This window comes from Roseovarius salinarum, assembly GCF_002834145.1.
In the GTDB taxonomy this organism is placed as follows: domain Bacteria; phylum Pseudomonadota; class Alphaproteobacteria; order Rhodobacterales; family Rhodobacteraceae; genus Roseovarius; species Roseovarius salinarum.
This window is the reverse complement of sequence record NZ_PHNT01000019.1, coordinates 25,354-48,503: the sequence shown is the minus strand read 5'-3', so window position 1 is coordinate 48,503 and position 23,150 is coordinate 25,354. Positions and strand designations below refer to the sequence as shown.

Here is a 23,150-nt window from a genome sequence, read left to right as displayed (position 1 = left end):
GCAGCCGGCCGCCGCCCCCGCCGCCCCGGCGGCGGAAGCGCCGGCACCGGCGGCACAGGCCCCGGCAGCGGCTGCCGCCGCGCCGGCCGGCCCCTCGGCCGAGGCCGTTGCCGCGATGTACGAGGGCCGCGATTACGAGGAAATCAAGCTCGACGGCATGCGCAAGACCATCGCCGCGCGTTTGACCGAGGCCAAGCAGACGGTGCCGCACTTCTACCTGCGCCGCGAGATCAAGCTCGACGCGCTTCTGAAATTCCGCGGCCAGCTCAACAAGCAGCTGGAAGACCGCGGCGTCAAACTGTCGGTGAACGACTTCATCATCAAGGCCTGCGCGCTGGCGCTTCAGGCGGTGCCCGCGGCCAATGCCGTATGGGCGGGTGACCGGGTGCTGCAGCTCAGGCCGTCGGACGTGGCCGTCGCCGTGGCCATCGAGGGCGGGTTGTTCACCCCGGTGCTCAAGGATGCGGAGATGAAATCGCTCTCGGCGTTGTCGGCGGAGATGAAGGACCTTGCCGGCAAGGCCCGAGATCGCAAGCTCAGCCCCGAGGAATACCAGGGTGGCACCTTCGCCATCTCGAACCTCGGGATGTTCGGGATCGAGAACTTCGACGCCGTCATCAACCCGCCGCACGGCGCGATCCTGGCCGTGGGCGCGGGGGTGACGAAACCCGTGGTGGGCGACGACGGTGAACTGACCACGGCCACGATGATGTCCGTGACGCTGTCGGTCGATCACCGGGTCATCGATGGCGCCCTGGGGGCCGAGCTTCTGCAGCATATCGTGCAGAACCTTGAGAACCCGATGGTGATGCTAGCCTGACGGAAAGCGCGCCCCGGCGCCGCCTGGCCGCCGGGGCGACTGCAAGATATTGACTGCAAGATATTGACCGTTGCGCCGGAACGCCCGGCGGCGCGGCATGTTGGTGCTAGGTGTCGCCGCCGCTTTCCAGCAACTGGTCCATGGAAACCGACGGCTGGTCGCAGCCCGCCTCGCCCACGATCTTGGCCGGGACGCCCGCAACGGTCTTGCATGGCGGCACCTCGTCAAGCACCACCGAGCCTGCCGCGACGCGCGAACAACGGCCGACGCGGATGTTGCCCAGCACCTTCGCGCCCGCCCCGATCAAGACGCCGTCGGCGATCTTCGGGTGGCGGTCCTCTTCCTCCTTGCCGGTGCCGCCCAGCGTGACCGAATGAAGCATCGAGACGTTGTCGCCGACCTCGGCCGTCTCGCCGATGACGATCGAGTGGGCGTGGTCGATCATGATGCCGCGGCCCACCTTCGCGGCCGGGTGGATGTCGATCCCGAAGATTTCCGACACGCGCATCTGCACGAAATACGCCAGATCGTGCCGCCCCTGCCGCCAGAGCCAGTTTCCGACGCGGTACGCCTGCACGGCCTGGTATCCCTTGAAATAAAGGATCGGCTGCAACAGCCGGTGGCAGGCCGGGTCACGCTCGTAGACGGCCATGAGGTCGGCGCGCGCCGCCTCGACCAGTTCGGGTTCGTGCGCGAAGGCCTCGTCGGCGATCTCGCGCAGGATGACCTGCGACATCTCGTTCGAGTTCAGCTTGGCGGCGAAGCGATACGACAATGCCCGGTCGAGCGTCTTGTGGTGCAGCACGCAGGCATGCACCAACCCGCCCATGAGAGGTTCGGCCTGCACCGCCTCCTCGGCCTCGGTGGTGATCCTCGCCCAGACCGGATCGATCTCGGCCAGTTGCGCGCGCGTTTCAGCCATGACGTCATCCCCTTTGCTGCGGCAGACTATAGCAGATAGGCTGGACCGGCAAAACGCAAAGACGTGATCGGGGGGATCAGGGAAATGAATGAGTCCGAGACAGCCCGCTTCCGTGCCCTGATCGAGGCACGTCTTGGCGAACTGGACGACGAGGACGACCGTGGCGCCGCCGGACAGGAGACGGTGGCGCTCGACCAGCAGGCAATCGGGCGGTTGAGCCGCATGGACGCCCTGCAGAACCAGGCGATGGCCAAGGCCGGCCATGCCCGTCGCCAGGCAGAGCGAACCCGCCTGCACGCCGCGCTGGCCCGCATCGACGAAGGCGAATTCGGGTACTGCGAGGACTGCGGCGAAGAGATCGCGACAGGCCGGCTGGAACTGGACCCAGCCGCCGGCAAGTGCATCCACTGCGCCGCGGGATAGGACGCGTCAGACGCCCAGCGTGATCCGGGCGACCGCGCCGGGGCCAAAACGCGCGGAGACCTGCGCGACCTCGATGTCGAACAGCCCGCCAAGCCCGTCGTCGACGCGGTCGGCGGCGGCATAGGTCCAGGTCGGCGCGTGCACGGTTTCCTCGCGCACCACCGCGCCGTTGTTGACCACGCGAACGCGGTATTCCTCGCGCTCCTCGCCCAGCGGCACCTCGGGCGTGTCCCAACGGTCGCCGTCGATGCGGGTGCGCCGGATCCACGTGACCTCGGTGTCGCCGCCGGGGTCTTCCCGTGCGCGCAGGTGCACCGGCGAAAGCGGGCGCAGCCCGATCCCCTCGAAGGCCACCGCCGCGTGCCGGTAAGCCGGGTCGGTATAGGGCCGGTCGGCAGGCCCGACGCGGTAATGGCGCAGCTGGCCGCGCTGCGCGTCGGTCAGCCCGATCTGGTCCGGCACCCCGTCCATCATCACCAAATAGCTGCCGGCGGGCCAGCCGTCGTCGGGGACCGCCACCTCGGTGCCCAGCTGGCCGCGCAGCCGTTGCGTAAGCGCCCAGGTCCGTTCGGCGGTCATGGTGGCATCTCGGAACTGCATCAGTTCCCAGCCACCGGGGCTGCCATCGCCGATCGCGCAAAGGTTCGCCCCGCCGAGCAGTGCGGGATCGTCGACACTTGCCAACTGGCCCGCGATCATCTCGACCTCCAGCGCGGGGCCGCGATCGGGCAATCCCGCGCGCCCCGGCGGCAGCGGCGAAAGCGTCACGCCGATCCGCGCGCGCGCCTCGACCAGGCGGTTCAGCGCGTAATTTGCATCGGAAGGTGCGGAATAGAGCGCCGTGCGCCCCGGCCAGGGCCGCGCGGTGACGGCCAGATGCGGTGCATGGGGCACCTCGTCGCCCGTCATCAACGGCAGGTCCAGGAATATGGGAAGCACCGGAACCGGCGCCTCGTAGCGTGGCTGGCGCGCGATCTCGTCCAGGAAGGCGACGGGGCGGTAGGATTCGGGCTCGATCCGCACGGCCTCCAGCTTCTGCGCCCCGCCCTGCTGCTCGACGCGGTCGATGCGGAAATGCCCCGGCCCTCCCGCTTCGTCCAGGCTGACGACGTCCCCCGCGCCCAGATCCAGGCGCGACGGCGGCAGGGTGAGGCGCAGGCCATCGGCCGCCACCTCGCCCTCGGACAGCCATCTCTCGACGGTCGTGCGGCCCTCCGCCCGGGTCAGCGAAAGCGGCACCTCGGTCGTGGCCACGCTGTGGGTTTCATCCTCCGGCAGGACGGTTTCCTCGGCGATCACCTCGAAATCGGCGTCGGCCTCGAAGAAGCGCAGGCGCACGCGGCCGGCATCCTCGGCGGCGCTGCCGCGGATCTCCTCGATGGCGCTGCCCGTTTCCGGGTCGAGGATGACGTGCTCGCGGTCGATCACCCCGTCCGACAGCCCGTCGCGCTGGCGGAAGCGCAGCGCCCCCTCACGGTCCAGCGCGTCGACCCCGTAGGCGAGCATCAGTGGCTGCAATGCCGCCCGCGCCTCGCCGACGTGCTGCACCGCATAGCCGCGGACATATCCGTGCAGCCCGTCCGTGTCGCAATGCGCAAGCCCCGCCGTCGTGCAGATCTCCTCGACCAGGGATGCCAGGCGGTAGGCCGAGACACGCCCGGTGATCCAGTGGCCTCGGGCGTAGTTCGCCGCGTCGCTCCAGATATCTCGGCGGTTGGGGAAAAAGGGATAGGGCCGCGCGTCCCACGCCCAGACATAGGCATGGTCCATGTCCAGCATCCGGCCGCCGTATTCCTCCGAAACCGGGTTGTGGGCCGGATCGCGCCAATACCCCATGACGGCGCGCAGGTACTGCATCTGGATAAGTTCGTCCCGGTAGCCGGCGGAATGGTGGGGCAGGAAGGACTCGGAGGACTTCGGGTCGAGGAACTTGTTGGGCTGGTTCGTGCCCTTGTCCACGGCCGGGCAGCCGAACTCGGTGAAACGGATCGGCTTGGATTCGGGAATCCAGGGCGTCGGGGTCTCGCGTCGCACGCCGCCCACCCGGTCGCGGTGAACGTTGGACCACCAGTTGCGGATGTCCTTGTAGCGCCAGACCCAGGGCTCGTTGTACGCGCCGTCGGTGATCGGCGTACGGATCTGCGCCGCACGCGCCTCGGACGAATGGTAGTACCAGTCGTACCCCTCGCCGCCCTCTATGTTGGCCTGGAGATGGTCAAGGTCGTAAATCGATCCCCAGTGCGCATCCAGGTGATCCTGCCCGTCGCGCCAGTCGGATAGCGGCATGTAGTTGTCGATGCCTATGAAATCGATCTCGGCGTCGGCCCACAGCGGGTCGAGGTGGAAAAATCGGTCGCCCGAGCCGTCGGCGGGCTGGTAGCCCCAGTACTCCGACCAGTCCGCGGCATAGGATATCTTGACGTCGGGGCCGAGCAACGCACGCACCTCGGCCGCGAGGTCGATGAGCTGCGCCACCGCCGGAAAGCTGTTGCCGGGCCCGCGGATCTGGGTAAGCCCGCGCATCTCGGAACCGATGCAGAAACTTTCCACGCCGCCCGCCGCGGCGCACAACGCGGCCTGGTGCAGGATATAGCGCCGGAAGCTCCATTCGTCCGGCCCCGTGTAGGTCACGGGGCTGAGGTTGGCCGCGGGCACGGGCTGGTCGAAGGGCAGGCCGCCGCTCTCTCCCGGGCTTTGCCCGACTGGTTGCAGCGGATCGAAACCGGTCTGCGTTCCGGTATCGATGGCAAAATCCGCGGCGCTGGCCGTGCCGAAAAACGCCGCGACCTCCGCCACGGCCGCCGCCGTCCCGTCGGGGCTTGCCGGCTGCCCGGGCGCGGCCGAGAGCGTGATGCGCCCGCGCCACGGCAGGACGGGCTGGCCCGTCTCGCCGGTGTACGGGTCGGGCAGCGTGTTTCCGGCGGTCTGGTCCATCAGGATGAATGGATAATACATCACGTCCTGCCCGGCGGCCTTGAGCGCCTCGATCGCTTCGATCACCGCCGCGTCGGCCGACGTGCCGCCGTAGATCGGCCGCCCCTGTTCGTCGGGGGCCACCTGCTGCGCCGCGGCCCGCGACAGTCCGGCCACCTGCCAGGGCATCTCGCGCCCGTCGTGGGCGGACTGTTCGACCTTCGGCCGGATCGTGCAGTCACCGCATCGCAGATCGTTCCCGAACCAGCTGACGATCAGCGAGGTTGCACCGCAATTGGGCAACTCGCCGGTCAGGCTGTCCAGCGAGGTGGCCAAATCCGTCTTCTCCGAGGGCGTGTTGACGTTGGCGACACTGGAGCTGCCCGGTCCGAAATCCATGGTGACCGGCGTCGTCGCAAGCGTGTATTCGCCCGATCCCGGCAGAAGCGCCACGCCCGTGACCGCGTGAGCGGGGTCCAGTTCGGCGCCGGGCTGCGCCTTCGGCGCCGGGCGTGTGACCTCGAAGGTGAACTGCGGAATGCGGTTGCCGAAACGGCCCATGTCGAGATCCTCGATCACGACATCGGCCGTGCCGCGATAGGCGGGCACGGCGCCCGCGCCCTCGATCGTCTCCATCTTCGGGTCGGGCAACTGGTCAGCCGTGCCGCGATAGACGCGCATGGTCAGGCTGTCGGGCGCGATCTCGTTGCCGTCGGCCCAGACCCGGCCGACATGCGTGATCTCTCCGGCGCACAGCGCGATGGCCAGGCTGACCGAATAGCTGTAGTTGCGTGTCGTGGGCCGGCTGGGCGCGCCCTTCCCGCCGCCGGTGACGGTCACCTCCTCGGTGAACTCGCTGGCCCAGATCACCTGCCCTGCAATGCGCATGCGCCCGAAAACCTGCGCGATCGCCTCGCCCTCGCCCGCGCCGGTGATGCGCAGCCGGTCCACCCGGCCGCTGTCGACCACCTCGGAGCCCTGCCCCAGCAGGCGCTGGTCCAGCGACCGGCCGACAACGCCGCCGGCGAACCGCCCCACCGCGGCCATCGAAAGCCCCAGCACCGAGCCGCCGATCGACCCGCCGATCGCCGCGCCCGCGGCGGAAAGAAGAATGGTTGCCATCAGAGCGCCTCCTGCGGAAAACGGAACCGGGCCACGATGCGCCGCCGCCACGGCGCGCTGAGCGGGCTTTCCACCACGGCGTGGCCCGAATAGGCGTGGATGAAACTGGCCCCGGGCCCGACGCGGCCCGCCAGGCCGAGATGCTTGGCCACGGCGCCCGCGCGCATGCGAAACAGCAGCACGTCGCCCGGCGCCTGCTTCTGCGTATCGGCGGGGATCAGATGCCGCACCGCGGCCTGCCAGAGAACCTCGTCCCTGCCCGTCTCCGACCAGTCCATGGTATAGGCCGGCACCGGCTCGGGTTCGGCGCCCAGCACCTCGCGCCAGACGCCGCGCAACAGACCGAGGCAATCGGCCCCCGCCCCCTTGACCGAGGCCTGGTGGCAATAGGGCGTGCCGATCCAGCCGCGCGCGGCGCCGACGATACGGTCAGGTATGGCGGCCGCCATCAGCGCCGGCTCCCGCCGGACAGGCGGCCGGCCTTGGACGGGTCCGTGATCGTCCAGTCGTCACCGGGAATGTCCGGGAAGCCCTGGAAATTCAGCAGGTTGTCGAACTTGAAGCGGCAGGTTTCCATCCGCTTGTCGCACCCCGCCTCAAGGCGCAGCATGTCACCCGCCGCAACCGGCGCGCGCAACGGCGCCCACAACTCGATCACGCGATTGCCGGCCTCCGCGTCGTGCCAGTCGCGCTTTATCATGCCCGACAGCCCTGCCGCGGGCCCGTCCCTGACCAGCAGCCGGCCGCGCTCGAACCAGTGCAGCTCGAAATCCTCGAGCACCGCTGGCGCGAACCGGAAAACCCGCCGCTCGGCCACGACCCCGGCCTCCAGCGTGGCCGAATACCCCGCCGTGTCCAGGTCGAATCCGCAGGCGGCATCGCCGAGCACCGCCGTGCAGGCGGTCTGGTAGGTCCGCCCCAAGGGGTGGTTCAACGCTTCGGTCAGCCCGCGCAACTCGGCCTCGAAGGCGCCGTCGGTTCGCCGGATCTCGCCGATGGTGCCGCGGAACTGCAGCAGCCGCTCTTCCGGCGCTTGCCAGTTCACCAGCCAGGCGCGGATTTCGGCACCGTCGAAGCGCCCGGCCTCGATGTCGTCCTCGCGGATCGCGGCATCACTGAGCGCGCCCAGCGCCTCGGTGTTGTCCACGGAAAGGCCGGTGGTCTGCTGCACGGCCAGCGCGCTCAGCCCCGTGTCGGGCTTGAAGGTAATGCCCTCGAAAACCAGCGCGCGGTCATGGTCCGTGAACCCGAACACCACGCCGTCGCGCCTGGACAGCGCCCAGGCCCGGCACGTGTGCGTCACACCGCCTTGAAGGTGCGCCAGAAGCGCCTTGGCCGGATCGCTCATACCCGCACCTCCACGATGGGCACATTGGGCACGTCACCGGCCTGGAAACTGGCGACGCTTGTCTGGATCCGGTCGGTGTCGAAGCGGACGGGCACGTCGAACTCGAACCCGGCGGTCACGCGCACCCCCGCGTTGGGCGGATGGGCGAAGGTCACCACGCCGGTGGCGGGGTCCACGGTGTAATGGATGCCCGCCTGCTGCGCGTCGCCCTCGAGGCCGATGCGCACCGTGCCCGCGACCGGCTTGGCGATGGGGCGTTCATAGGTGTGCGCGCCCGACCGGTAGGTCTTGACCAGCTGGAAGCTGGCGGTCACGTCGTCGCCGGTGGCGATCACCTGGTCCTCGAACGCGGGCTCCGCCAGCGCCGCCCCGGACTTGTAGTCCGACCAGTCCTTCCAGCGAAAGCCATGCATCTGCCCGCGCCGCGCCTCGAAGAAGGCGATCAGCGTCTCGATGTCGTCGAGCGAGCGCATCGCCACGCCCGCATCGTATCGGCGGCGCGAATGCGCCCATGGCGTGTTGCGCTCCTCGAAGCCGTTGGCCAGCGTCACCACGTCGGTGCGCCGCTCGGGGCCGCCGACCGAGCCGAAGCTCAGGTTGGCGGGAAAGCGGACCTCGTGAAATCCCATTCTGCGTCTTCCTCGGTCTGTCCGGTTACCTGTTGCGCTGGCCGCGGCTGATCGCGCGCCCCAGTTGCGCGGCGATCTGGCCCTGGCTGCGGCGGAAGCTCTCGGCATCGGGCGTCGAGACGTTCATCACCACGCTGACGTTGCCGCCGCCCTGCCCGCGCACGCCCAGCTTGCCATCGGACCCGCGGGCCAGCGGCATGATCGCCTCCGGCCCGGCCTCGCCCATCAACCCGGTGCCGCCGCGCATCGGGAAGGCCACGGGCCCGCTGACCACGCCGCCGCTGGCAAACGGTTGCACCCGCCCCTGCGCGAAACTCGCGCCGTCGCCGAAGGGCAAAAGGCCGCTGACAAGGCCGCCAATCCCCTGGGCCAGCGTGCTGCCCACGTGGTTCGTGACAGGGCGGACGGCCGCGGCATACGCCGCGTTGACCATCGAAGTGGCAAGCGTGTTCAGGGCGACGGACAGGCTGTCGCCGTCCATCACCGCACCGTCGATCGCGCGCCGCAGCCCGCGGCTGAGGCCACGTTCGAGCGTGGCCACGTCGCGACCGGTCTGCAGGAACGCGCCGCGCACCCGTGACAACTCGGCCGAGAAACTCGCGGCCATCGTCGCGGCACCGTCCAGCGCGCCCTCCAGCGCCTCGGCCTGCGCGTCCAGATCGTCCATTCCGTCAAGATCAGCCATCGCTCGTCTCTCCTTGCGTGTCGGGATAGGCGCGGATCAGCGCGTCGAGCTGCGCGCGCGCCATCGGGGGGCCGCCGCCCTGGCCCAGCATCAGCCGCAACTCTGCCGGGGTCAGCGCCCAGAACTCGTGCGGGCGCAGGCCCAGCCCCCGCAGCCCGGCGTGCATCAGCGCGGGCCAGTCGAAGCCGGTCATGACGTCTCGTGGAACGCGAACGCGCGCGCCAGAAGCTCGGCCGCCGCACGGGCGGCAGCAACCGCGCCGCCCTCGATCTCGGCGTGCAGCAGATCGCCCGGCCGGCCGTCCCACCCGCCGCCGCGCAGCCCGGCCACGATCAGGGCCAGAACGTCGCGGGTGGAAAACCGCCCGGCCTCGAAGCGTTCGACCAGCTCGACCAGCGTGCCGGTCTCCAGCTCGGCCTCGAGTTCGGCCAACGCGCCCAGCGTCAGCTTGAGCGCGTGCGCGCGGCCGTCGATCACGAGCCGCACCTCGCCAGCCCACGGGTTCGCCATGCCGCTCACAGCGCCAGGAAGCTCAGTTGCCCGGCCGACGCCAGCGCCATTTCATACGTCGCCTCGCCGTTGTGGGTCCCGGCATATTCGATCGCGGTGACCTGGAAGGGCCCCTCGACCACGCCGAAATCCGGGATCACCACCTGGAAATCCGGCATCTCGCCATCGAAGAAGATCTGGCGCACGCGTTCGTCGGAATTGGCGTCGCGGAAGATCCCCGACCCGCTGATCGAGGCCGACTTGACGCCGGCGCCGGCCAGCAACTCGCGCCAACCGCCCGCGGATTCCAGGCTGGTGACGTCCACGCTTTCGGCGTTGAAGCTCACGCGCGTGGCGCGCAGGCCCGCCACCGCCTCGAACTGGCCGTCACCGACCATGTCGATCTTGACCAGAAGGTCCTTGCCGTTTTGCACTGCCATGAATGTGTCTCCTGCGTTCGGGGTTAAGGGGTGTCTTCCACGCGGGCGCGGAACGTCAGGTCGATGCGGCGCAGCTGCCCGGTTCCCTCGCGCCGGGCCCGGGCGCGGCGAAAGGTCAGCGCAGCCAGCCGTCCGCGAGCGAGCGCAAGGTCCGCCCCGGCCAGCGCGTCACTGACGGCGCCGGCCACGGCCTTGGCAGCCTGGAAACCGGTGCCGTCCGTGACGACCGAAACGGTGAAATCGTGGCGCGCACCCGCGCCGGTGCCGTCGGAACGGTCCTGGCTCTCTTCAGGGCCCAGCGTCACGTAGGTGGCGGGCAACGGACCCTGAGGCAGCGCGTCGTAGATCGCACCGCCCACCAGCGCCGCGAGCGTGCTGTCGCCGGTCAGTTGCTGATAGACGGCCGCCTGCAGGGCGGCGGCGGATGCGTAGCTCATACCGCGATCTCCTCCTCGGCAAAGCACGTCAGGTAGCGCGCGCCCTGGTCGTGTTCGGCCACCGCCCGGACCGCGAAAACGCGGGCACCGTCCCGAAACCGCTGGCCCGGCTGCGGCCGCGAGGGTGCGCCGACGGGTGCGGCGCGGACGATGATGCGAAACCGCATGCGCGACAGGCTCGCGACCGCGCCCTCGGTTTCGCGTCCCGTGCGCGCGCGCAGTTCGGCCCAGAGCGTGCCGAGTGGCGTCCAGGTCCGCTCGAACCCTCCGGCGCCGTCCGGCGTTGTTTGCGGGGTTTCCAGGGTCAGCTCGCGGTTCAGTCTCACGCGGTCCATCACGCGCGCCCCCCGGCCAGGATCCGCACGGTCCGATAGCGGTCGATCAGGCTGGTCACGCCGAAGGGCATGCACCCGCCGTCCAGCCCCGTATCGTTGCGGTATTCGTAGTAGTGCGCGGCCAGCAGCAGAACGGCCTGGGCCAGATCGGCCGGAAGGTCGCCCCATGTGCTTCCCATCCCGGCGCGAAAAGCGATCTCGGCGCCGCCACCCGGCGGGATCGCGGGCAGCATCGTGCCCGTGGGCCGCAGGACGGGGCGCTGCGCGTCCACCTCCAGCCGATAGAGAGCCGGATCGATCGCCTCGGTCTGATCCGCGCGGTCACGCAACGCAAGCGCGGTCACCGCGGTCACCGGCGCCACCGGAAGCGGCTGTCCCCCACGGTCGCGCCAGGACGACAGGGACCAGGAGAAATCGCGCGCGATCAATATCTTGCCAGTGCGCGCCTCGATCGCGGCAATGGCGGCGCGCAGGAAACCATCCAGCACCGCATCCTGGATCCCGTCATCGGAAAACCCCGTCCCCAGCCGCAGGTGCGCCTTGAATTCCGGCAGTGGCAGTGCCGCCTCCGGCACCGCGGTTTCTTCGATCAGCATCATGGACTTACTCCGAAATTCCCGGTCCCCTCGGGGGTTGAGGCGCGCGCCGCCCGCGTTGCTCGGACGGAGGGGAGCAGCTAGACAACGCGAAGAAGCTGGCGGCACGCGCCCCGGACGGCGCCGTATGGCCCCGCCCGATCCGCACGCCTCTTACGAAACGGCGAATTTCAGCAGCTTGATCGCGGCGAAGTCGCTCACGTCGCCGCCGACCCGCTTGGTGGCATAGAACAGCACATGCGGCTTGGCGCTGAACGGGTCGCGCAGCACGCGCAGGTCGGGCCGTTCGGCGACCGTGTAGCCGGCCGAGAAATCGCCGAAGGCGATCGCGGTGGCATCGCTGGCGATGTCGGGCATGTCCTCGGCGACCAGCACAGGGTAGCCCAGCAGCCGCGCGGGTTCCCCCGCCGCCAGCCCGTCGGACCACAGGAACCGGCCGTCGTTGTCCTTGAGCTTGCGCACCGCGCCGGCGGTCTTGGAATTCATCACGAAGCTGGCGTTCGCGCGGTACCGCGCGCCCAGCGCGTAGACGAGGTCGATCAGCGCCTCGGCGCCCCCGAAATCACCGTCCGCGCCGGTGGGCACGTACCCGAGGTTGCCCCAGGTCCAGACATCGTTGTCGACGGCCGAATGGGTCAGGAAGCCGGTGGGCTTGTCCACCCCGTCCCCCGATACAAAGGCCGCCGCCTCGGCGCGGGCGAACTTGTCGGCGATGCGCCCGGCCAGCCACGCCTCGATATCGAAGGCGCTGTCATCAAGCAGCCGCTGGCTGGCCTTGGGCAGCGCCGAAAGCTCGTGCAGCGGAACGGTGATCCGGTCGATCGCGGGCGTGTCGGTTTCCGTGATGGTGCCCGTTTCGGTCGCCCAGCCATGGCCCACGTCGGCGTGGTCGATCAGCACGTCGTAGCTGGTGGCCTCCACCGCGACCACGTTGGCGATCGCCCGGATCGAGGCGGCCGACGCCAGCGTGCTCTTTATCGTCTCGGCCGTTTCGGGATCCACGAGATAGCCACCGTCGGCCGCCACCGCCGTCGACATCGCCTTGCCCTCAAGCTCCAGCCCGCGCAGGGCGTCATCGTCGCCCGAGCGCAGGTAGGCATCGAAGGCCTTGGCGTGGGGCGCCTCGGTCTCCGCGGCGGCGGCAAGAACCGGGCGTGCCGGCATCGTCATCTTGCGTTCGAACATCGTCATCTTCTCTTCTTGCTGTTGCAGTCTGTCGTTGATCTCGGCCTGGAAGCCCTTGAAATCGTCCATGAAGCCGCGCACGGCCGATTTGACCTGCGCCACCGGGGTCTGCGCCGCATCCCCGGTCCGGTCCTCGCTTGTCGTCATTGCCTGTTCCCGTTTTCCTGGTGGTGTCGTGCCGCGGCGTCACCGCGCGCCATGTGCCGGCGGGCGTCCCGGAAGGCCGCCGCCAGTTCGCGCAGGGTGTCGTCGGCCAGGGCGTCGCCCTTTGCCGCCACCCGCGCACTGGGCAGCATCGGGAAGGTCACCAGCGACACCTCCCACAGCTCCAGTTCGGTCAAGAGCCGCTGGCCCTTGTCGTTCTTCGTCGCCCGGACCGTGCGGTAGCCGATCGAAAGCCCGTCGATGGCCCCTGCCCCGATCAGCACCGCCGCCTCGCGGGCGCGGCCCACGTCCTCCAGCAGGCGGCCCTTGACGTAGAGGCCCGTATCGTCCTCGCGCACCTCTTCCCAGGTGCCGATGGGCTGGGCCGGGTCGTGCTGCCAGAGCATCTTCACGCGCCGCCCGTCGCGCTTCATGCGCGACAACGCAGTCCCGTATGCACCGCGCGCGACCACGTCACCGCCCTGGTCACGCTGGTCGAAACGGCTGGCATAGCCCTCGATGACCATTCCGTCGCTGACCGTCAGTGCCGCGTCGAAGCGGCAGAATTTCCGTTCGAGTCCGGTATCTGTGTCCATTGCCCGGGTTCCTTTCTGGTTGTCCGTCAGGAGGCGGCGGTGAGGATCGGGTGCAGCGCCTGCGCGAGGATCACGGCGACCACGCCGTAGACCGTCAGCCAGAGCCGCTTTTCCAGCCGCTCCATCATTTCCTCGGTCTTCTTCAGCCGGTGCTCGATTGCCTCGAACTGCAACCGCGCCACCCGTTCGTGGGCGTCCAGCCGCAGGGCCGGGGCACAATCGAAGGGCTCGAAGCCGTAGCGCGCGCCGGGGCGCTCATCATCCATCCGCGCCCTCCTCCGGCAGCGCCGGCAGGCCCAGAAGCGCGCGTTTTTCCGCGTCGGTCAGGAAATCCGCGTCGGTCACGCGCCGCCATTGCGCATCGCGTTCCGCCGCCAGCGCCGGCACCTGGTCGAGGTCGGGCTTGAGCGTCATCCGCTCGCCCGTGAACCCCGACAGCCAGCCGCCGACCGCCGCCGCCACCCGCGTCGCCAACGGCAGCACGGTCAGGCGATAGAAGGCGCGGTTGGCCTCCTGGTAGTTCGCGTAGGTCGCGTCGCCCGGGATTCCCAGGAGCATCGGCGGCACGCCGAAGGCCAGCGCGATCTCGCGCGCCGCAGCTTCCTTGGTCTTCTGGAATTCCATGTCGGCGGGGCTGAAGCCCATCGGCTTCCAGTCAAGCCCGCCTTCCAGCAGCATCGGCCGGCCGGCGTTCCGCGCCCCCTGGTGGTGGCTTTCCATCTCTGCAACGAGCCGGTCGTACTGGTCCGGGCTGAGCGTGCCGTGCCCGTCGGTGCCCTTGTGAACGATCGCGCCCGACGGCCGCGCCGCGTTGTCCAGCAGCGCCTTGGACCAGCGCGAGGCCGCGTTGTGCACGTCCACCGCTTGCGCCGCCGGCGTCAGCGCCGACAGGCCGTAGTGGTCGTCCTGCGGATGAAAATTCTTGATGTGGCAGACCGCCGGGTGGCCGGCGCGCAAATCGAAACGATGCTTGCGCCCGCCCACGGCATATTCGAAGGCCACCGGCCAGCCGTCCTGGCCGGGCACCACGCTCATCCGGTCCGACCGCAGGACGTGCAGCTCCAGCGGCATGGCATTCTCCGGCGCGACCGCCTCGAGGTACGCATTTCCCGTCAGCAACAACTGGCCGAACAGCGCCTCGAACAGCTCCGCGCGGGCCTGGGCCGGGTTGGGCGCCGCGAGCAGGTCCAGCACCGGATGGTCCGAATACCGCTGCGCCGCGTCCTGAAGCACGAGCGGCAGCGCTGCCGCGGCCTCCGCCACCATCTTGACGCAACGAAAGCCCACCGGGTTGCCCGTGAACCCCGTGCGCGTCAGCGACACCGCGTCCCGCGGCGTCCAGGCGACGCGACCCGCGCCGGGCCAGGCCATCACCGGCGCGGCGGCGCTGGCCTTGCGCTCGGGCGCCGGCTGCGCCTGTTGCGCCGCGTCGCCCTGCCGAAAGAAATCCAGTATCATCGATCGATGCTCCTTGATCGTTCCGGGTCCGGCGCCGCTTTCGGGCCGCCGTCCCGCTTGCGGGGCAACAGACCGCGAAAGATTTAAGAAAACTGAATCAGACCGCGCGCACCTGCGGGCGACGCCAGTGCGCCGCCGGCTCGATCATCAGGGCGGTCAGCGCCCAGACCAGCGCATCGACGCGGTCGGGGCTGCCGCGCCCCTCGTAGCCACGTGCCGTCATCGCGCACATCTGGTCCTCGAGGGTGCCCAGCCCGCGCAGGTGGCGCACCCGCCCCTGTTCGTAGAGCGCGGCCACCGGCTCGGCCCGTGCCGCCTTGCCTCGGCTGGCGTGCACGGGCGTGACCGGAACCATGGGATCGATCTGCCGAATCACCTGCGCGACCATGTCGCCGCCCTGGTTGACCTCGGCCACCAGCCGGTCGGCGCCCCACGCCTCCATCGCCTGCACCGCCGTCTCCGCCCAGACGGCTGGACTTGCCGCGCGCACGCTCGCATCGGCCAGCACGCAGGCCCGCCAGTCCTGTGGCGGCCCCTCGGTGCTGGCACCCACGACGACGATGCCGCATTCGTCGGAGCCCTGCTTGCCCGTGGTGGGCGGGTCCACGGCCACGACGATCCGGTCCATGTGGGGCGCAACCGGCACGCGCGCGTCCTCCAGCGCGCGGGTGGTCCAGAGCGCGCCCTCGGCCTCCTCCAGCAGTTCGCCTTCCAGCTCCTGCCGGCCAAGGCGCGTGCCGGCATACCGGGTGCGCACGGCCTGCAGGAAACTGTCGGCCAGGTGTGCACGGTTGGCCTCGGTCGGCGCGCTGGTCACGACCGTCGAATCCATCTGCAGGATCTCGCGCAGGACCCCCACATTGCGCGGCGTGGTGGTCACGCAGACGCGCGGGTCTTCACCCAGCCGCAGGGCGAACTGCAGCATGTCCCAGGTCGCGCGGGCCTTTTTCCACTTGGCCAGCTCGTCCACCCAGGCGCCGTCGAACTGCGGGCCGCGCAGGGCCTCCGGTTCGTGGGCGGAAAACACCTGCGCGGTCGCGCCGTTCGGCCAGACCAGACGCTTGCGCATGGCCTGCCATTCGGGCCGCCGGTCGGGCGGCGAACAGGCCATGATCCCGCTTTCGCCGAATACCATGACCTCGCGCACCTGCTCGACGGTCTCGCCCACCAGCGCCAGCCGCCGGCAGGGACCCTCATCGAGGGGGCGCGCGCCCTCGATCTTCGTGCGCACCCATTCGGCACCGGCGCGGGTCTTGCCCGCGCCGCGGCCGCCCATGACGACCCAAGTCCGCCAGTCTCCGCCGGGCGGCAGTTGATGGTCCATCGCCCAGAACTCGAACAGATAGGGCAGTGCCATCAACTCGCCGTCGGTCAGGTCATTCAGGAACGCGTCCTGAACATCCGCATCTTCTGAGACGATCCAGGCGGCAGCGGACCGAAGACCGGGCCTCGTCGAGGTCGAGGGCGTAGTCGTGGTGGATTCCCTTGTCTTGCTTGTGACGTTTTTCAATTTGCGCCTCCGTTTCCAAAGCGATCCGCAGCCACTGCCGGATCTCGGCGATGGCGCGGGCCGCGTTCCTGATCTCGTCGAACTCCCCTGCCCTGATCCGGTCCTGAATGGCCTCCATCTCTGCGCGCATGTCCGCCAGTTGGCGTTGCAGCAAAGCGATGGAGGAACCCAGTTCCGTGGGCTCCGCGTCGGGGGTGATCAAAGTCATGCGTGCTCTTGCCTCATGCGTTGCAGTCCCGGTGCCCTCCGCACGAGCGAAACGAAAAAAGCGGCCTCCGGGGTGCCCCGGGGCCGCTTGCCCATTTCTTCCAGCGTGACACAACCTATAGGAGAAACCGCACGCTAAGTCAAGCGAAACCGCTGACCCGCCGCCGACCAAACGCCCGGCTCATTCAGGTTTTTTCAACGAAACCGCTCAGGCGCGCGCAGCGGCGGCGGCCTGATCCCGCGGGGTACCCGCGTGCGCCGGGGTGGGGGATAACCCGACAAGCTTCCTGAAGGCCGCCTCCAGCTGCGTCCGGTCCCACTCGGGCTCGAGCTCCAGCATCTGCACGCCCGCGCGGCGCAGCGCTTCGCGCTTGACGGCGTCTCGCATGAAGGACTGCTTGTGGTAATGCCCGCGGCCCTGGTATTCGACGGCCAGCACGAGAAAGCCGTCCCTGTCGAAAACCGCGAAATCCAGCCGCTTCGAGTTGATCGAGGCGCGGGCATCGCGGCACGCCTGCTCGGAGGCGCTGGTCGCGCACGGCTGGATGATCTCGCCCAGACTGACCTGCGCCATGACGCGCCACCCCTTGGTATAGCGTCCGACGACAGCCTCCAGTTCCGTCAGAACCCGGTATTCGCCCGCGTTGAGCAGACGCCGGCGTTCGAAATCGACATGCGACACCGCGTCGACCTGTTCGCGCGGATCCCACAGGCGGCGTGCCCCGTGCTTTGCCTCGGCCGTCTGCGCGCGCGGGGTCCACCGGCGGCGTTTGCGCCGGCGTGGCGCTGCCTTCGGTTGCGGCGCAAGGGCCACCCAGACACGGAACACGGCGAGCAAGCCCAGCACGACCGCTGCGACCACGATCATCACCAGCATCCCGCCGTCCGTCCCGGATGGCAAGAGGGTTTGCCCGATATCGCTGACCTTCTCGGTTTTCATGGTGAAACCCTGCCCGCGAACGGGGGCGGTTCCGGGGCGGCCCGATGGCGAAACGCTGGAAAACCGGGGGCGCCCGGAGCGCCACCCTGATCGCGCCCGGCGCACGGGTCGGCAAAGGCGGCGCCGCGGCAAAAGCCGACCTGCGCCGTTTGCCTAGTCCGCCTGCCGCTCCGCCTCGATCTCGCGCCAGCGGGCGACGTTCGCGTTGTGCTCGGCAAGTGTCCTGGCAAAGGCATGGCCGCCGCTGCCATCGGCCACGAAATAGCGATAATCGGTCTCCGCCGGGTCAACCGCCGCCTCGATGCTCGCCCGCCCGGGGTTCGCGATGGGTGTGGGGGGCAGGCCGAAGTTGACATAGGTGTTCCACGGCGTCGGCGCGCGCAGCTCGCTCTGGCGCAACCCGCGGCCCAGCACCCCGCGCCCCTCGGTGATGCCGTAGATGACGGTCGGGTCGGTCTGCAGTTTCATCCCCACGCGCAGACGGTTGACGAACACGCTTGCCACCTGGCGCCGCTCCTCGGGGACTCCCGTTTCCTTCTCGATGATCGAGGCAAGGATCAGCGCCTCCTCGGGGGTGTCGATCGGCAGATCCTCGGCCCGGTCCTCCCACGCGGCGGCGAGGATGACCTCCTGCGCCTCCTGCATGCGCGCGATCACGCTGGCGCGGGTGTCGCCGGCGCGCACCTCGTAGCTGTCCGGCGCAAGGCTGCCTTCGTCCGGCACCTCGTTGAGCTCGCCGTCGAGCACCTCGACATCCTCCAGCGCCTGCACGATACGCCAGCTTGTCACGCCTTCGGCCACCGCGACGCGATACCGGGTATCGACCTGCTCGACGACCGTGCGGAACGCTTCCGGGGGATCTTTGCCGTCGGGATCGAAGGCGGCGGCCACCTCGTATTCGCGCGTTGCCGGGTCGAGCTTGCGCACCCGCGCTTCGGTGCCACGCACGCCGACGCGGTACACCACCTCGGTGCCGCAGGTGCTTTGCCCGCCGCGGGTGATACGGTCAGTGACCTCGGCCATGCTGGACCCTTCCGGTATCAGCCAGCTTCCGGCCTTCAACTTGCTGTCCTTGCCCGTGTAGTCGGCACCGATACGGAACATGGCGCCACTGGCAATGGCCCCGCGTTCCTCGAGCTTGCGGGATATCTCGCGCATGGTCGCGCCGCGCTCCACCCGCAGGCAGATCGCTTCTTCCAGCGGGCCCTGTGCGGCGTATTCGCGCTGCCCCCAGAGGATCAGCCCGGCCAGCAGGAACGCGGCAACGACGAAGAATGTGATCGCGTTGGAGGCGATATTCCGCCACATCAGCGCGGCGCCCCGAGGCAAAGGCTGGCATTGGTGCCGCCGAAGCCGAAGCTGTTGGACATCGCCGTCGTCACCTTGCGCTCGCGCGCCGCGTTGGGTGCAAGATCCAGCGGTGTTTCGACCGCCGGGTTGTCCAGGTTGATGGTGGGTGGCACGACCTGATCGCGCACGGCGAGGATCGAGAAGATCGCCTCGATCGCCCCGGCCGCGCCCAGCAGATGACCGGTGGCGGATTTCGTCGAGGTCATCGACGCATTCGCGGCGGAATTACCCAGAAGCCGTTCCACGGCCTGAAGCTCGATGGTGTCGGCCATCGTGCTCGTGCCGTGCGCATTGATGTAGTCGACCTCGGCAGGGTCCACCCCGGCATTCCGAAGTGCTCCCTGCATGGCGCGCAGACCGCCGTCGCCGTCCTCGGACGGTGCGGTGATGTGATAGGCGTCACCCGACAACCCGTAGCCCAGCACCTCGGCGTATATCTTCGCACCGCGCGCCTTGGCGTGTTCGTAATCCTCGAGCACGACGACGCCCGCGCCCTCGCCCATGACGAACCCGTCCCGGTCGACGTCGTAGGGACGGCTGGCCGCCTTGGGATCGTCACTGCGCTTTGTCGACAATGCCTTGCAGGCGTTGAACCCGGCAATCCCGATCTCGCAGATCGCGGCCTCCGCGCCGCCGGCGACCATCACGTCGGCGTCGCCGTGCTGGATCAGGCGTGCGGCATCGCCGATCGCATGCGCACCGGTCGAGCATGCGGTGACGACCGCATGATTGGGCCCCTTGAAGCCGTGCTGGATGCTCACCTGCCCCGAGATCAGGTTGATCAGCGCGCCGGGAATGAAGAACGGCGAGACCCGCCGCGGCCCCTTGTCGCGAATGAGCAGCGTCGTCTCCTCGATCGAGCGCAAGCCCCCGATGCCGGAGCCGATCATCACGCCGGTGCGCAGAAGGCTTTCCTCGTCGTCGGGTGTCCAGCCTGCATCGTGCACCGCCTGGTCGGCCGCCGCGATGCCGTAAAGGATGAAGTCGTCAACCTTTCGCCGTTCCTTCGGCGCCATCCAGTCGTCGGCATTGAAGGTGCCATCGCTGCCGTCTCCGACAGGCACTTCGCAGGCATAGTCGGTTGCCAGCTTGCTGGCGTCGAAACGGGTGATCGTGCCCGCTCCGGACTGACCGTCCAGAATCCGGCGCCAGCTTTCCTCAACCCCACAGGCCAGCGGCGTGACCAATCCCATCCCGGTAACGACGACGCGACGCATGATGCTGCCCTTTCTCGTAGTCTGTTGCGCGCTCTTACCCCGCCTTGCCACCGCAGGGCAAGAGCGTCCGACGTCCCGAAGAACGGTCGCGCGGCCCCCGGGTTTACAGGAAATCCGCCGTCGGTTCGGGTTCGGGGCGGGCCATCTCCAGCGCCTCGGCAAGATCGACGTCGCGCGCTAGAAGGGCGCGGCCGATCAGCGTGCCGGAAATGTTGGGCACGTATTTCAAGCGGGCCACGTCGTCGACGCTGCGCACCGTGCCGCGGGCAATCACGGGATGGCGCGTTTCCGCCGCCAGGCCGGAGATCACGCCGAGCGCCCCGTCGGTTTCCTCGATGTCGGCGTCGATGTCCGTGACGATGATGCCCGCCAGCGGCGCGCTGTCGAAGGCCTTTACGTAATCCTCCGGGGTGAAGGCACTGCGGCTGCGCCAACCCTCCGTCATGACGTGACCTTCGAAGATGTCGACGGCCAGCACGATCTGGTCAGGGTGCAGCTTGGCCAGTTCGCGCACGAGGTCCGGGTCGTGCGCGGCCATGGTGCCGATGACGATTCGGCCCGCGCCACGGTCGATCCAGTCCTCGACACGCTCGCGCGAGCGGAATCCGCCGCCCAGCTGGACGGGAATTCCCGCCGCGCGGATGATCTCCTCGATCAGGTCGGCGTTGTCACCTTCGCCGAGAAGCGCGTCGATGTCGGTCACATGCATCCAGGACGCGCCGGCCTCGGCGAAGCCGCGGGCCGTCTCGACCGGATCGACGTGCCATATGACCGGCTCTTCCAGCCGGCCGCGCGTCAGCGAAACGCATTTGCCTTTGTGCAATTCGAGGGTCGGATAAATGATCATGACGGCACCGCTTTCACGCATGGGTTGCATTCCGGCGCGCTGGACACAGGCCCGGCGCGCTGACTGTGCAGTCTAACGACTCGCCCGGCTGTTGCCAAATCGGCATCGCAACGTCCATTCGCGGCCCTTGACGACAAAAAGAACCCCGCGCGAAGGCGGGGTTCGGGGTCGTCCGGTTGAAGGCGCGGTCAGGACGCGTCGTTGATGAATTTCACCGCGTCGCCGAAGGTCTGGATGGTCTCGGCCGCGTCGTCGGGGATCTCGATGCCGAATTCCTCTTCGAAGGCCATGACGAGTTCCACGGTGTCCAGGCTGTCGGCGCCCAGGTCGTCGATGAACGAGGCGTTGTCGACCACCTTGTCCTCTTCCACGCCCAGGTGTTCCACAACGATCTTTTTCACGCGGTCTGCGATATCGCTCATGATGTTTCCCTCATCCTCTGGTGGGCGCCTCGGCCCGTTCTTGGCCCCGTCCGCGCCGGGAAGCGGCCTTCTGCGTTTCGCCCTTCCGGGCGGTTTTCACCCGCCGGAGCCGGGCTGCCGCGGATGCAGTTTTGCCGGCCCCCGGCAAATCAAAGCCGCCTATAGCACATGGTGCGCCGTTGGCAAATGTTTTCCCAAAGTGGTCAGGACCACCTGTTTTACAAGGGTTGCCCGCACCCGAATCACGGTGATTCCGGGCGCTCTGTACCGCCCGTTCAGAGCATCACCATCCCGCCGTTGACGTGCAGCGTCGTGCCGGTGACATAGGCCGCCTCGGGGCTGGCCAGATACAGCACGGCCGCGGCGATTTCCTCGGGCGTGCCCATCCGCCCCATCGGGATCTGGTCGTTGAGCCGCCCCTTCTGATCGTCGGTCAGCTTGTCGGTCATCGCCGTCGCGATGAACCCCGGCGCGACGGCGTTGGCGGTGATCCCGCGCGTGGCAACCTCGTAGGCGATCGACTTGGTCATGCCCACGACACCGGCCTTGCTGGCGGCATAGTTGGCCTGACCGGCGTTGCCCGTGGCGCCCACGATCGAGGACACATTCACGATCCGGCCCCACCGCGCCTTCATCATCGGGCGCATCACGCCGCGGCACAGGCGCATGGTCGCCGTCAGGTTGACGTCGAGCACCGACTGCCACTCGTCATCTGACATGCGCATGAACACCTGGTCACGGGTAATGCCCGCGTTGTTGACCAGGATGTCGAGGCTGCCCATCGCCTCGGCCGCCTCCTTGGGCAGCGCGTCGACCGCCGCCGCGTCGGACAGGTCGCACGGCAGCACATGGGCCCGCGCGCCAAGCGCGGTGGCAAGATCCTGCAGCGGCGCCTCGCGCGTGCCGCTCAGGCCCACCGTGGCGCCGGCCCCGTGAAGCGCGTGGGCAATCGCCCCGCCGATACCGCCGGACGCGCCGGTGACCAGCGCGCATCTGCCTGTGAGATCGAACATGACCGAAGTCCTTTCCTCGTTAACGTTTCCCGCCACCGGTCAGCCGGCGCGCAGTGCCTCGGCGGCCGCCGTCACCTCGTCGGGGGTCCCGACGCTGCGGCATGTGATCTGCCTGTCGATGCGCTTTATCATGCCCGACAACGCCTTGCCCGCACCGATTTCCCAGGCTTCGCCGATGCCCTGTCCCGCCATGAAGAGAACCGACTCGCGCCAGCGGACCGCTCCGGTCACCTGGTTGACCAGCAAGGAGCGGATCGTCGCCGGGTCGCTGACATGGTCGGCAGAGACATTGGCGACCAGCGGCACGCGGGGGCGATTGATCTCGACCGCGGCCAGCGCCTCGGCCATCGTCTCGGCGGCAGGTTGCATGAGCTCGCAATGGAACGGCGCGCTCACCGGCAGCAACATGGCGCGGCGCGCGCCCTTCTCGCGGGCCAGTTCGGCGGCACGTTCCACCGCGCCCTTATGGCCTGAAACCACGACCTGCGCGGGATCGTTGTCGTTGGCCGCGGCGCAGACTTCACCTTGCGCGGCTTCCGCCGCGACGGTGCGCACGGTCTCGAGGTCAAGGCCGAGAATCGCGGCCATGGCCCCCTCGCCGACCGGCACGGCCTTCTGCATGGCAAGGCCGCGGGTGCGCAGAAGCCGCGCGGTGTCTTCCAGGCTCAGGGCCCCTGCCGCGCAAAGCGCGGTGTATTCGCCCAGGGAATGGCCAGCCACGCAAGCCGCCGCTTCGCCAAGGTCCACGCCTTCGGATTCAAGCGCGCGCAGCGCGGCAATCGAGGTGGCCATCAGCGCCGGTTGCGCATTCTGCGTCAGCGTCAGCGTGTCGGCATCGCCCTCCCAGATGATACCGGACAGGTTTTCACCCAGCGCTGAATCGACGGTGTCGAAAACCTCTCGGGCCTGCGGATAGGCATCGGCCAGGGCCCTTCCCATGCCCACCGTCTGCGCCCCCTGCCCGGGAAAAACGAATGCGCGGCTCATGCTCTCCTCCAAGATGGATTTGCCTGTGGATACAAGCTGCCTTCGGGGTGTGCAATTGGGTTGTTCGCTTGTCGGAGTCGCCTTTCGAACTGTTGTCGCCCGTTTCCGGCGCCGA

General features: G+C 68.8%; 27 protein-coding genes. 2 read left to right on the top strand and 25 right to left on the bottom strand.

Features of this window, described 5'->3' with window-relative positions:
• Positions 1-820: dihydrolipoamide acetyltransferase family protein (locus CEF10_RS14795; RefSeq protein WP_198586211.1), on the top strand; the 820-nt coding region annotated here is incomplete at its 5' end.
• 106 nt (positions 821-926) lie between these two features.
• Here CEF10_RS14795 and cysE read toward each other — a convergent pair.
• On the bottom strand, positions 927-1,742 hold the full coding sequence (gene cysE / locus CEF10_RS14790; protein WP_101068952.1) for a serine O-acetyltransferase: 816 nt from the start codon (positions 1,740-1,742) through the stop codon (positions 927-929).
• Between the two features lie 84 nt (positions 1,743-1,826).
• Here cysE and CEF10_RS14785 point away from each other — a divergent pair, with 84 nt between their 5' ends.
• Positions 1,827-2,165, top strand: coding sequence for a TraR/DksA family transcriptional regulator (locus tag CEF10_RS14785; RefSeq protein WP_101068951.1), 339 nt, complete (start codon positions 1,827-1,829; stop codon positions 2,163-2,165).
• A 6-nt stretch (positions 2,166-2,171) separates the two neighbouring features.
• Here the strand turns inward: CEF10_RS14785 and CEF10_RS14780 are convergent, their stop codons facing one another.
• From CEF10_RS14780 to fabD, 24 genes are all read right to left on the bottom strand, one after another.
• Positions 2,172-6,200 (bottom strand): baseplate multidomain protein megatron, encoded by a 4,029-nt coding sequence (locus tag CEF10_RS14780; protein ID WP_101068950.1) that lies wholly within the window; start codon positions 6,198-6,200, stop codon positions 2,172-2,174.
• The gene (locus CEF10_RS14775; protein ID WP_101068949.1) at positions 6,200-6,649 is read right to left on the bottom strand and encodes a C40 family peptidase; all 450 of its coding nucleotides are present in this window, start codon (positions 6,647-6,649) and stop codon (positions 6,200-6,202) included. The genes CEF10_RS14780 and CEF10_RS14775 overlap by 1 nt, the downstream gene beginning before the upstream one ends.
• On the bottom strand, positions 6,649-7,548 hold the full coding sequence (locus tag CEF10_RS14770; RefSeq protein WP_101068948.1) for a DUF2163 domain-containing protein: 900 nt from the start codon (positions 7,546-7,548) through the stop codon (positions 6,649-6,651). Before CEF10_RS14770 ends, CEF10_RS14775 begins: the two co-directional genes overlap by 1 nt.
• The gene (locus CEF10_RS14765) at positions 7,545-8,177 is read right to left on the bottom strand and encodes a DUF2460 domain-containing protein (RefSeq protein WP_101068947.1); all 633 of its coding nucleotides are present in this window, start codon (positions 8,175-8,177) and stop codon (positions 7,545-7,547) included. The genes CEF10_RS14770 and CEF10_RS14765 overlap by 4 nt, the downstream gene beginning before the upstream one ends.
• 25 nt (positions 8,178-8,202) lie before the next feature.
• The gene (locus tag CEF10_RS14760; protein WP_101068946.1) at positions 8,203-8,862 is read right to left on the bottom strand and encodes a phage tail tape measure protein; all 660 of its coding nucleotides are present in this window, start codon (positions 8,860-8,862) and stop codon (positions 8,203-8,205) included.
• Positions 8,855-9,055: a rcc01693 family protein gene (locus tag CEF10_RS14755; protein WP_101068945.1), complete on the bottom strand. Its 201-nt coding sequence runs from the start codon at positions 9,053-9,055 to the stop codon at positions 8,855-8,857. Before CEF10_RS14755 ends, CEF10_RS14760 begins: the two co-directional genes overlap by 8 nt.
• Complete coding sequence (locus tag CEF10_RS14750) at positions 9,052-9,372, bottom strand: gene transfer agent family protein (RefSeq protein ID WP_101068944.1); 321 nt, start codon at positions 9,370-9,372, stop codon at positions 9,052-9,054. The genes CEF10_RS14755 and CEF10_RS14750 overlap by 4 nt, the downstream gene beginning before the upstream one ends.
• Before the next feature lie 5 nt (positions 9,373-9,377).
• Entirely contained in the window at positions 9,378-9,791 is a 414-nt protein-coding gene (locus tag CEF10_RS14745; protein WP_101068943.1) for a phage major tail protein, TP901-1 family, read from the bottom strand.
• Positions 9,792-9,814: 23 nt separating this feature from the next.
• On the bottom strand, positions 9,815-10,228 hold the full coding sequence (locus CEF10_RS14740) for a DUF3168 domain-containing protein (protein WP_101068942.1): 414 nt from the start codon (positions 10,226-10,228) through the stop codon (positions 9,815-9,817).
• Complete coding sequence (locus tag CEF10_RS14735; protein WP_101068941.1) at positions 10,225-10,563, bottom strand: head-tail adaptor protein; 339 nt, start codon at positions 10,561-10,563, stop codon at positions 10,225-10,227. Before CEF10_RS14735 ends, CEF10_RS14740 begins: the two co-directional genes overlap by 4 nt.
• Entirely contained in the window at positions 10,563-11,162 is a 600-nt protein-coding gene (locus tag CEF10_RS14730; RefSeq protein WP_101068940.1) for a head-tail connector protein, read from the bottom strand. Before CEF10_RS14730 ends, CEF10_RS14735 begins: the two co-directional genes overlap by 1 nt.
• Before the next feature lie 150 nt (positions 11,163-11,312).
• Positions 11,313-12,491 (bottom strand): phage major capsid protein, encoded by a 1,179-nt coding sequence (locus CEF10_RS14725; RefSeq protein ID WP_101068939.1) that lies wholly within the window; start codon positions 12,489-12,491, stop codon positions 11,313-11,315.
• Positions 12,488-13,084 (bottom strand): HK97 family phage prohead protease, encoded by a 597-nt coding sequence (locus tag CEF10_RS14720; RefSeq protein WP_101068938.1) that lies wholly within the window; start codon positions 13,082-13,084, stop codon positions 12,488-12,490. Before CEF10_RS14720 ends, CEF10_RS14725 begins: the two co-directional genes overlap by 4 nt.
• A 26-nt stretch (positions 13,085-13,110) precedes the next feature.
• Complete coding sequence (locus CEF10_RS14715; protein ID WP_101068937.1) at positions 13,111-13,350, bottom strand: GTA head formation protein, RCAP_rcc01685 family; 240 nt, start codon at positions 13,348-13,350, stop codon at positions 13,111-13,113.
• Positions 13,343-14,542 (bottom strand): phage portal protein, encoded by a 1,200-nt coding sequence (locus CEF10_RS14710; protein WP_101068936.1) that lies wholly within the window; start codon positions 14,540-14,542, stop codon positions 13,343-13,345. The genes CEF10_RS14715 and CEF10_RS14710 overlap by 8 nt, the downstream gene beginning before the upstream one ends.
• Positions 14,543-14,639: 97 nt before the next feature.
• Positions 14,640-15,899, bottom strand: coding sequence for a DNA-packaging protein (locus CEF10_RS14705; RefSeq protein ID WP_101068935.1), 1,260 nt, complete (start codon positions 15,897-15,899; stop codon positions 14,640-14,642).
• Positions 15,900-15,918: 19 nt separating this feature from the next.
• Positions 15,919-16,260, bottom strand: a complete 342-nt coding sequence (locus tag CEF10_RS14700; protein ID WP_101068934.1) for a hypothetical protein — start codon at positions 16,258-16,260, stop codon at positions 15,919-15,921.
• Between the two features lie 207 nt (positions 16,261-16,467).
• The gene (locus CEF10_RS14695) at positions 16,468-17,199 is read right to left on the bottom strand and encodes a DUF2726 domain-containing protein (protein ID WP_101068933.1); all 732 of its coding nucleotides are present in this window, start codon (positions 17,197-17,199) and stop codon (positions 16,468-16,470) included.
• A gap of 153 nt (positions 17,200-17,352) precedes the next feature.
• A complete protein-coding gene (gene mltG / locus CEF10_RS14690; RefSeq protein WP_101068932.1) occupies positions 17,353-18,507 on the bottom strand; it encodes an endolytic transglycosylase MltG in 1,155 nt (384 codons plus the stop codon).
• Positions 18,507-19,766 (bottom strand): beta-ketoacyl-ACP synthase II, encoded by a 1,260-nt coding sequence (gene fabF / locus CEF10_RS14685; RefSeq protein ID WP_101068931.1) that lies wholly within the window; start codon positions 19,764-19,766, stop codon positions 18,507-18,509. The genes mltG and fabF overlap by 1 nt, the downstream gene beginning before the upstream one ends.
• Positions 19,767-19,869: 103 nt before the next feature.
• The gene (locus CEF10_RS14680) at positions 19,870-20,613 is read right to left on the bottom strand and encodes a 1-(5-phosphoribosyl)-5-[(5-phosphoribosylamino)methylideneamino] imidazole-4-carboxamide isomerase (RefSeq protein WP_101068954.1); all 744 of its coding nucleotides are present in this window, start codon (positions 20,611-20,613) and stop codon (positions 19,870-19,872) included.
• A gap of 188 nt (positions 20,614-20,801) precedes the next feature.
• On the bottom strand, positions 20,802-21,035 hold the full coding sequence (locus CEF10_RS14675; RefSeq protein ID WP_101068930.1) for an acyl carrier protein: 234 nt from the start codon (positions 21,033-21,035) through the stop codon (positions 20,802-20,804).
• Positions 21,036-21,310: 275 nt separating this feature from the next.
• Complete coding sequence (fabG, locus tag CEF10_RS14670; protein ID WP_101068929.1) at positions 21,311-22,048, bottom strand: 3-oxoacyl-[acyl-carrier-protein] reductase; 738 nt, start codon at positions 22,046-22,048, stop codon at positions 21,311-21,313.
• Positions 22,049-22,087: 39 nt separating this feature from the next.
• The gene (gene fabD / locus CEF10_RS14665) at positions 22,088-23,035 is read right to left on the bottom strand and encodes an ACP S-malonyltransferase (protein WP_101068928.1); all 948 of its coding nucleotides are present in this window, start codon (positions 23,033-23,035) and stop codon (positions 22,088-22,090) included.
• Positions 23,036-23,150 lie beyond the last annotated feature (115 nt).

Excerpts from the sequence above, each read along its gene's own strand:
- fabD (WP_101068928.1), bottom strand. The coding sequence starts at position 23,035 with ATGAGCCGCGCATTCGTTTTTCCCGGGCAGGGGGCGCAGACGGTGGGC.
- CEF10_RS14695 (WP_101068933.1), bottom strand. The coding sequence starts at position 17,199 with ATGAAAACCGAGAAGGTCAGCGATATCGGGCAAACCCTCTTGCCATCC.
- CEF10_RS14700 (WP_101068934.1), bottom strand. The coding sequence starts at position 16,260 with ATGACTTTGATCACCCCCGACGCGGAGCCCACGGAACTGGGTTCCTCC.
- CEF10_RS14740 (WP_101068942.1), bottom strand. The coding sequence starts at position 10,228 with ATGAGCTACGCATCCGCCGCCGCCCTGCAGGCGGCCGTCTATCAGCAA.
- mltG (WP_101068932.1), bottom strand. The coding sequence starts at position 18,507 with ATGTGGCGGAATATCGCCTCCAACGCGATCACATTCTTCGTCGTTGCC.
- CEF10_RS14775 (WP_101068949.1), bottom strand. The coding sequence starts at position 6,649 with ATGGCGGCCGCCATACCTGACCGTATCGTCGGCGCCGCGCGCGGCTGG.
- cysE (WP_101068952.1), bottom strand. The coding sequence starts at position 1,742 with ATGGCTGAAACGCGCGCGCAACTGGCCGAGATCGATCCGGTCTGGGCG.
- CEF10_RS14755 (WP_101068945.1), bottom strand. The coding sequence starts at position 9,055 with ATGACCGGCTTCGACTGGCCCGCGCTGATGCACGCCGGGCTGCGGGGG.
- CEF10_RS14745 (WP_101068943.1), bottom strand. The coding sequence starts at position 9,791 with ATGGCAGTGCAAAACGGCAAGGACCTTCTGGTCAAGATCGACATGGTC.
- fabF (WP_101068931.1), bottom strand. The coding sequence starts at position 19,766 with ATGCGTCGCGTCGTCGTTACCGGGATGGGATTGGTCACGCCGCTGGCC.
- CEF10_RS14710 (WP_101068936.1), bottom strand. The coding sequence starts at position 14,542 with ATGATACTGGATTTCTTTCGGCAGGGCGACGCGGCGCAACAGGCGCAG.
- CEF10_RS14675 (WP_101068930.1), bottom strand. The coding sequence starts at position 21,035 with ATGAGCGATATCGCAGACCGCGTGAAAAAGATCGTTGTGGAACACCTG.
- CEF10_RS14780 (WP_101068950.1), bottom strand. The coding sequence starts at position 6,200 with ATGGCAACCATTCTTCTTTCCGCCGCGGGCGCGGCGATCGGCGGGTCG.
- CEF10_RS14750 (WP_101068944.1), bottom strand. The coding sequence starts at position 9,372 with ATGGCGAACCCGTGGGCTGGCGAGGTGCGGCTCGTGATCGACGGCCGC.
- CEF10_RS14730 (WP_101068940.1), bottom strand. The coding sequence starts at position 11,162 with ATGATGCTGATCGAAGAAACCGCGGTGCCGGAGGCGGCACTGCCACTG.
- CEF10_RS14785 (WP_101068951.1), top strand. The coding sequence starts at position 1,827 with ATGAATGAGTCCGAGACAGCCCGCTTCCGTGCCCTGATCGAGGCACGT.
- fabG (WP_101068929.1), bottom strand. The coding sequence starts at position 22,048 with ATGTTCGATCTCACAGGCAGATGCGCGCTGGTCACCGGCGCGTCCGGC.
- CEF10_RS14735 (WP_101068941.1), bottom strand. The coding sequence starts at position 10,563 with ATGGACCGCGTGAGACTGAACCGCGAGCTGACCCTGGAAACCCCGCAA.
- CEF10_RS14765 (WP_101068947.1), bottom strand. The coding sequence starts at position 8,177 with ATGGGATTTCACGAGGTCCGCTTTCCCGCCAACCTGAGCTTCGGCTCG.
- CEF10_RS14770 (WP_101068948.1), bottom strand. The coding sequence starts at position 7,548 with ATGAGCGATCCGGCCAAGGCGCTTCTGGCGCACCTTCAAGGCGGTGTG.
- CEF10_RS14725 (WP_101068939.1), bottom strand. The coding sequence starts at position 12,491 with ATGACGACAAGCGAGGACCGGACCGGGGATGCGGCGCAGACCCCGGTG.
- CEF10_RS14720 (WP_101068938.1), bottom strand. The coding sequence starts at position 13,084 with ATGGACACAGATACCGGACTCGAACGGAAATTCTGCCGCTTCGACGCG.
- CEF10_RS14760 (WP_101068946.1), bottom strand. The coding sequence starts at position 8,862 with ATGGCTGATCTTGACGGAATGGACGATCTGGACGCGCAGGCCGAGGCG.
- CEF10_RS14680 (WP_101068954.1), bottom strand. The coding sequence starts at position 20,613 with ATGATCATTTATCCGACCCTCGAATTGCACAAAGGCAAATGCGTTTCG.
- CEF10_RS14705 (WP_101068935.1), bottom strand. The coding sequence starts at position 15,899 with ATGGCACTGCCCTATCTGTTCGAGTTCTGGGCGATGGACCATCAACTG.
- CEF10_RS14715 (WP_101068937.1), bottom strand. The coding sequence starts at position 13,350 with ATGGATGATGAGCGCCCCGGCGCGCGCTACGGCTTCGAGCCCTTCGAT.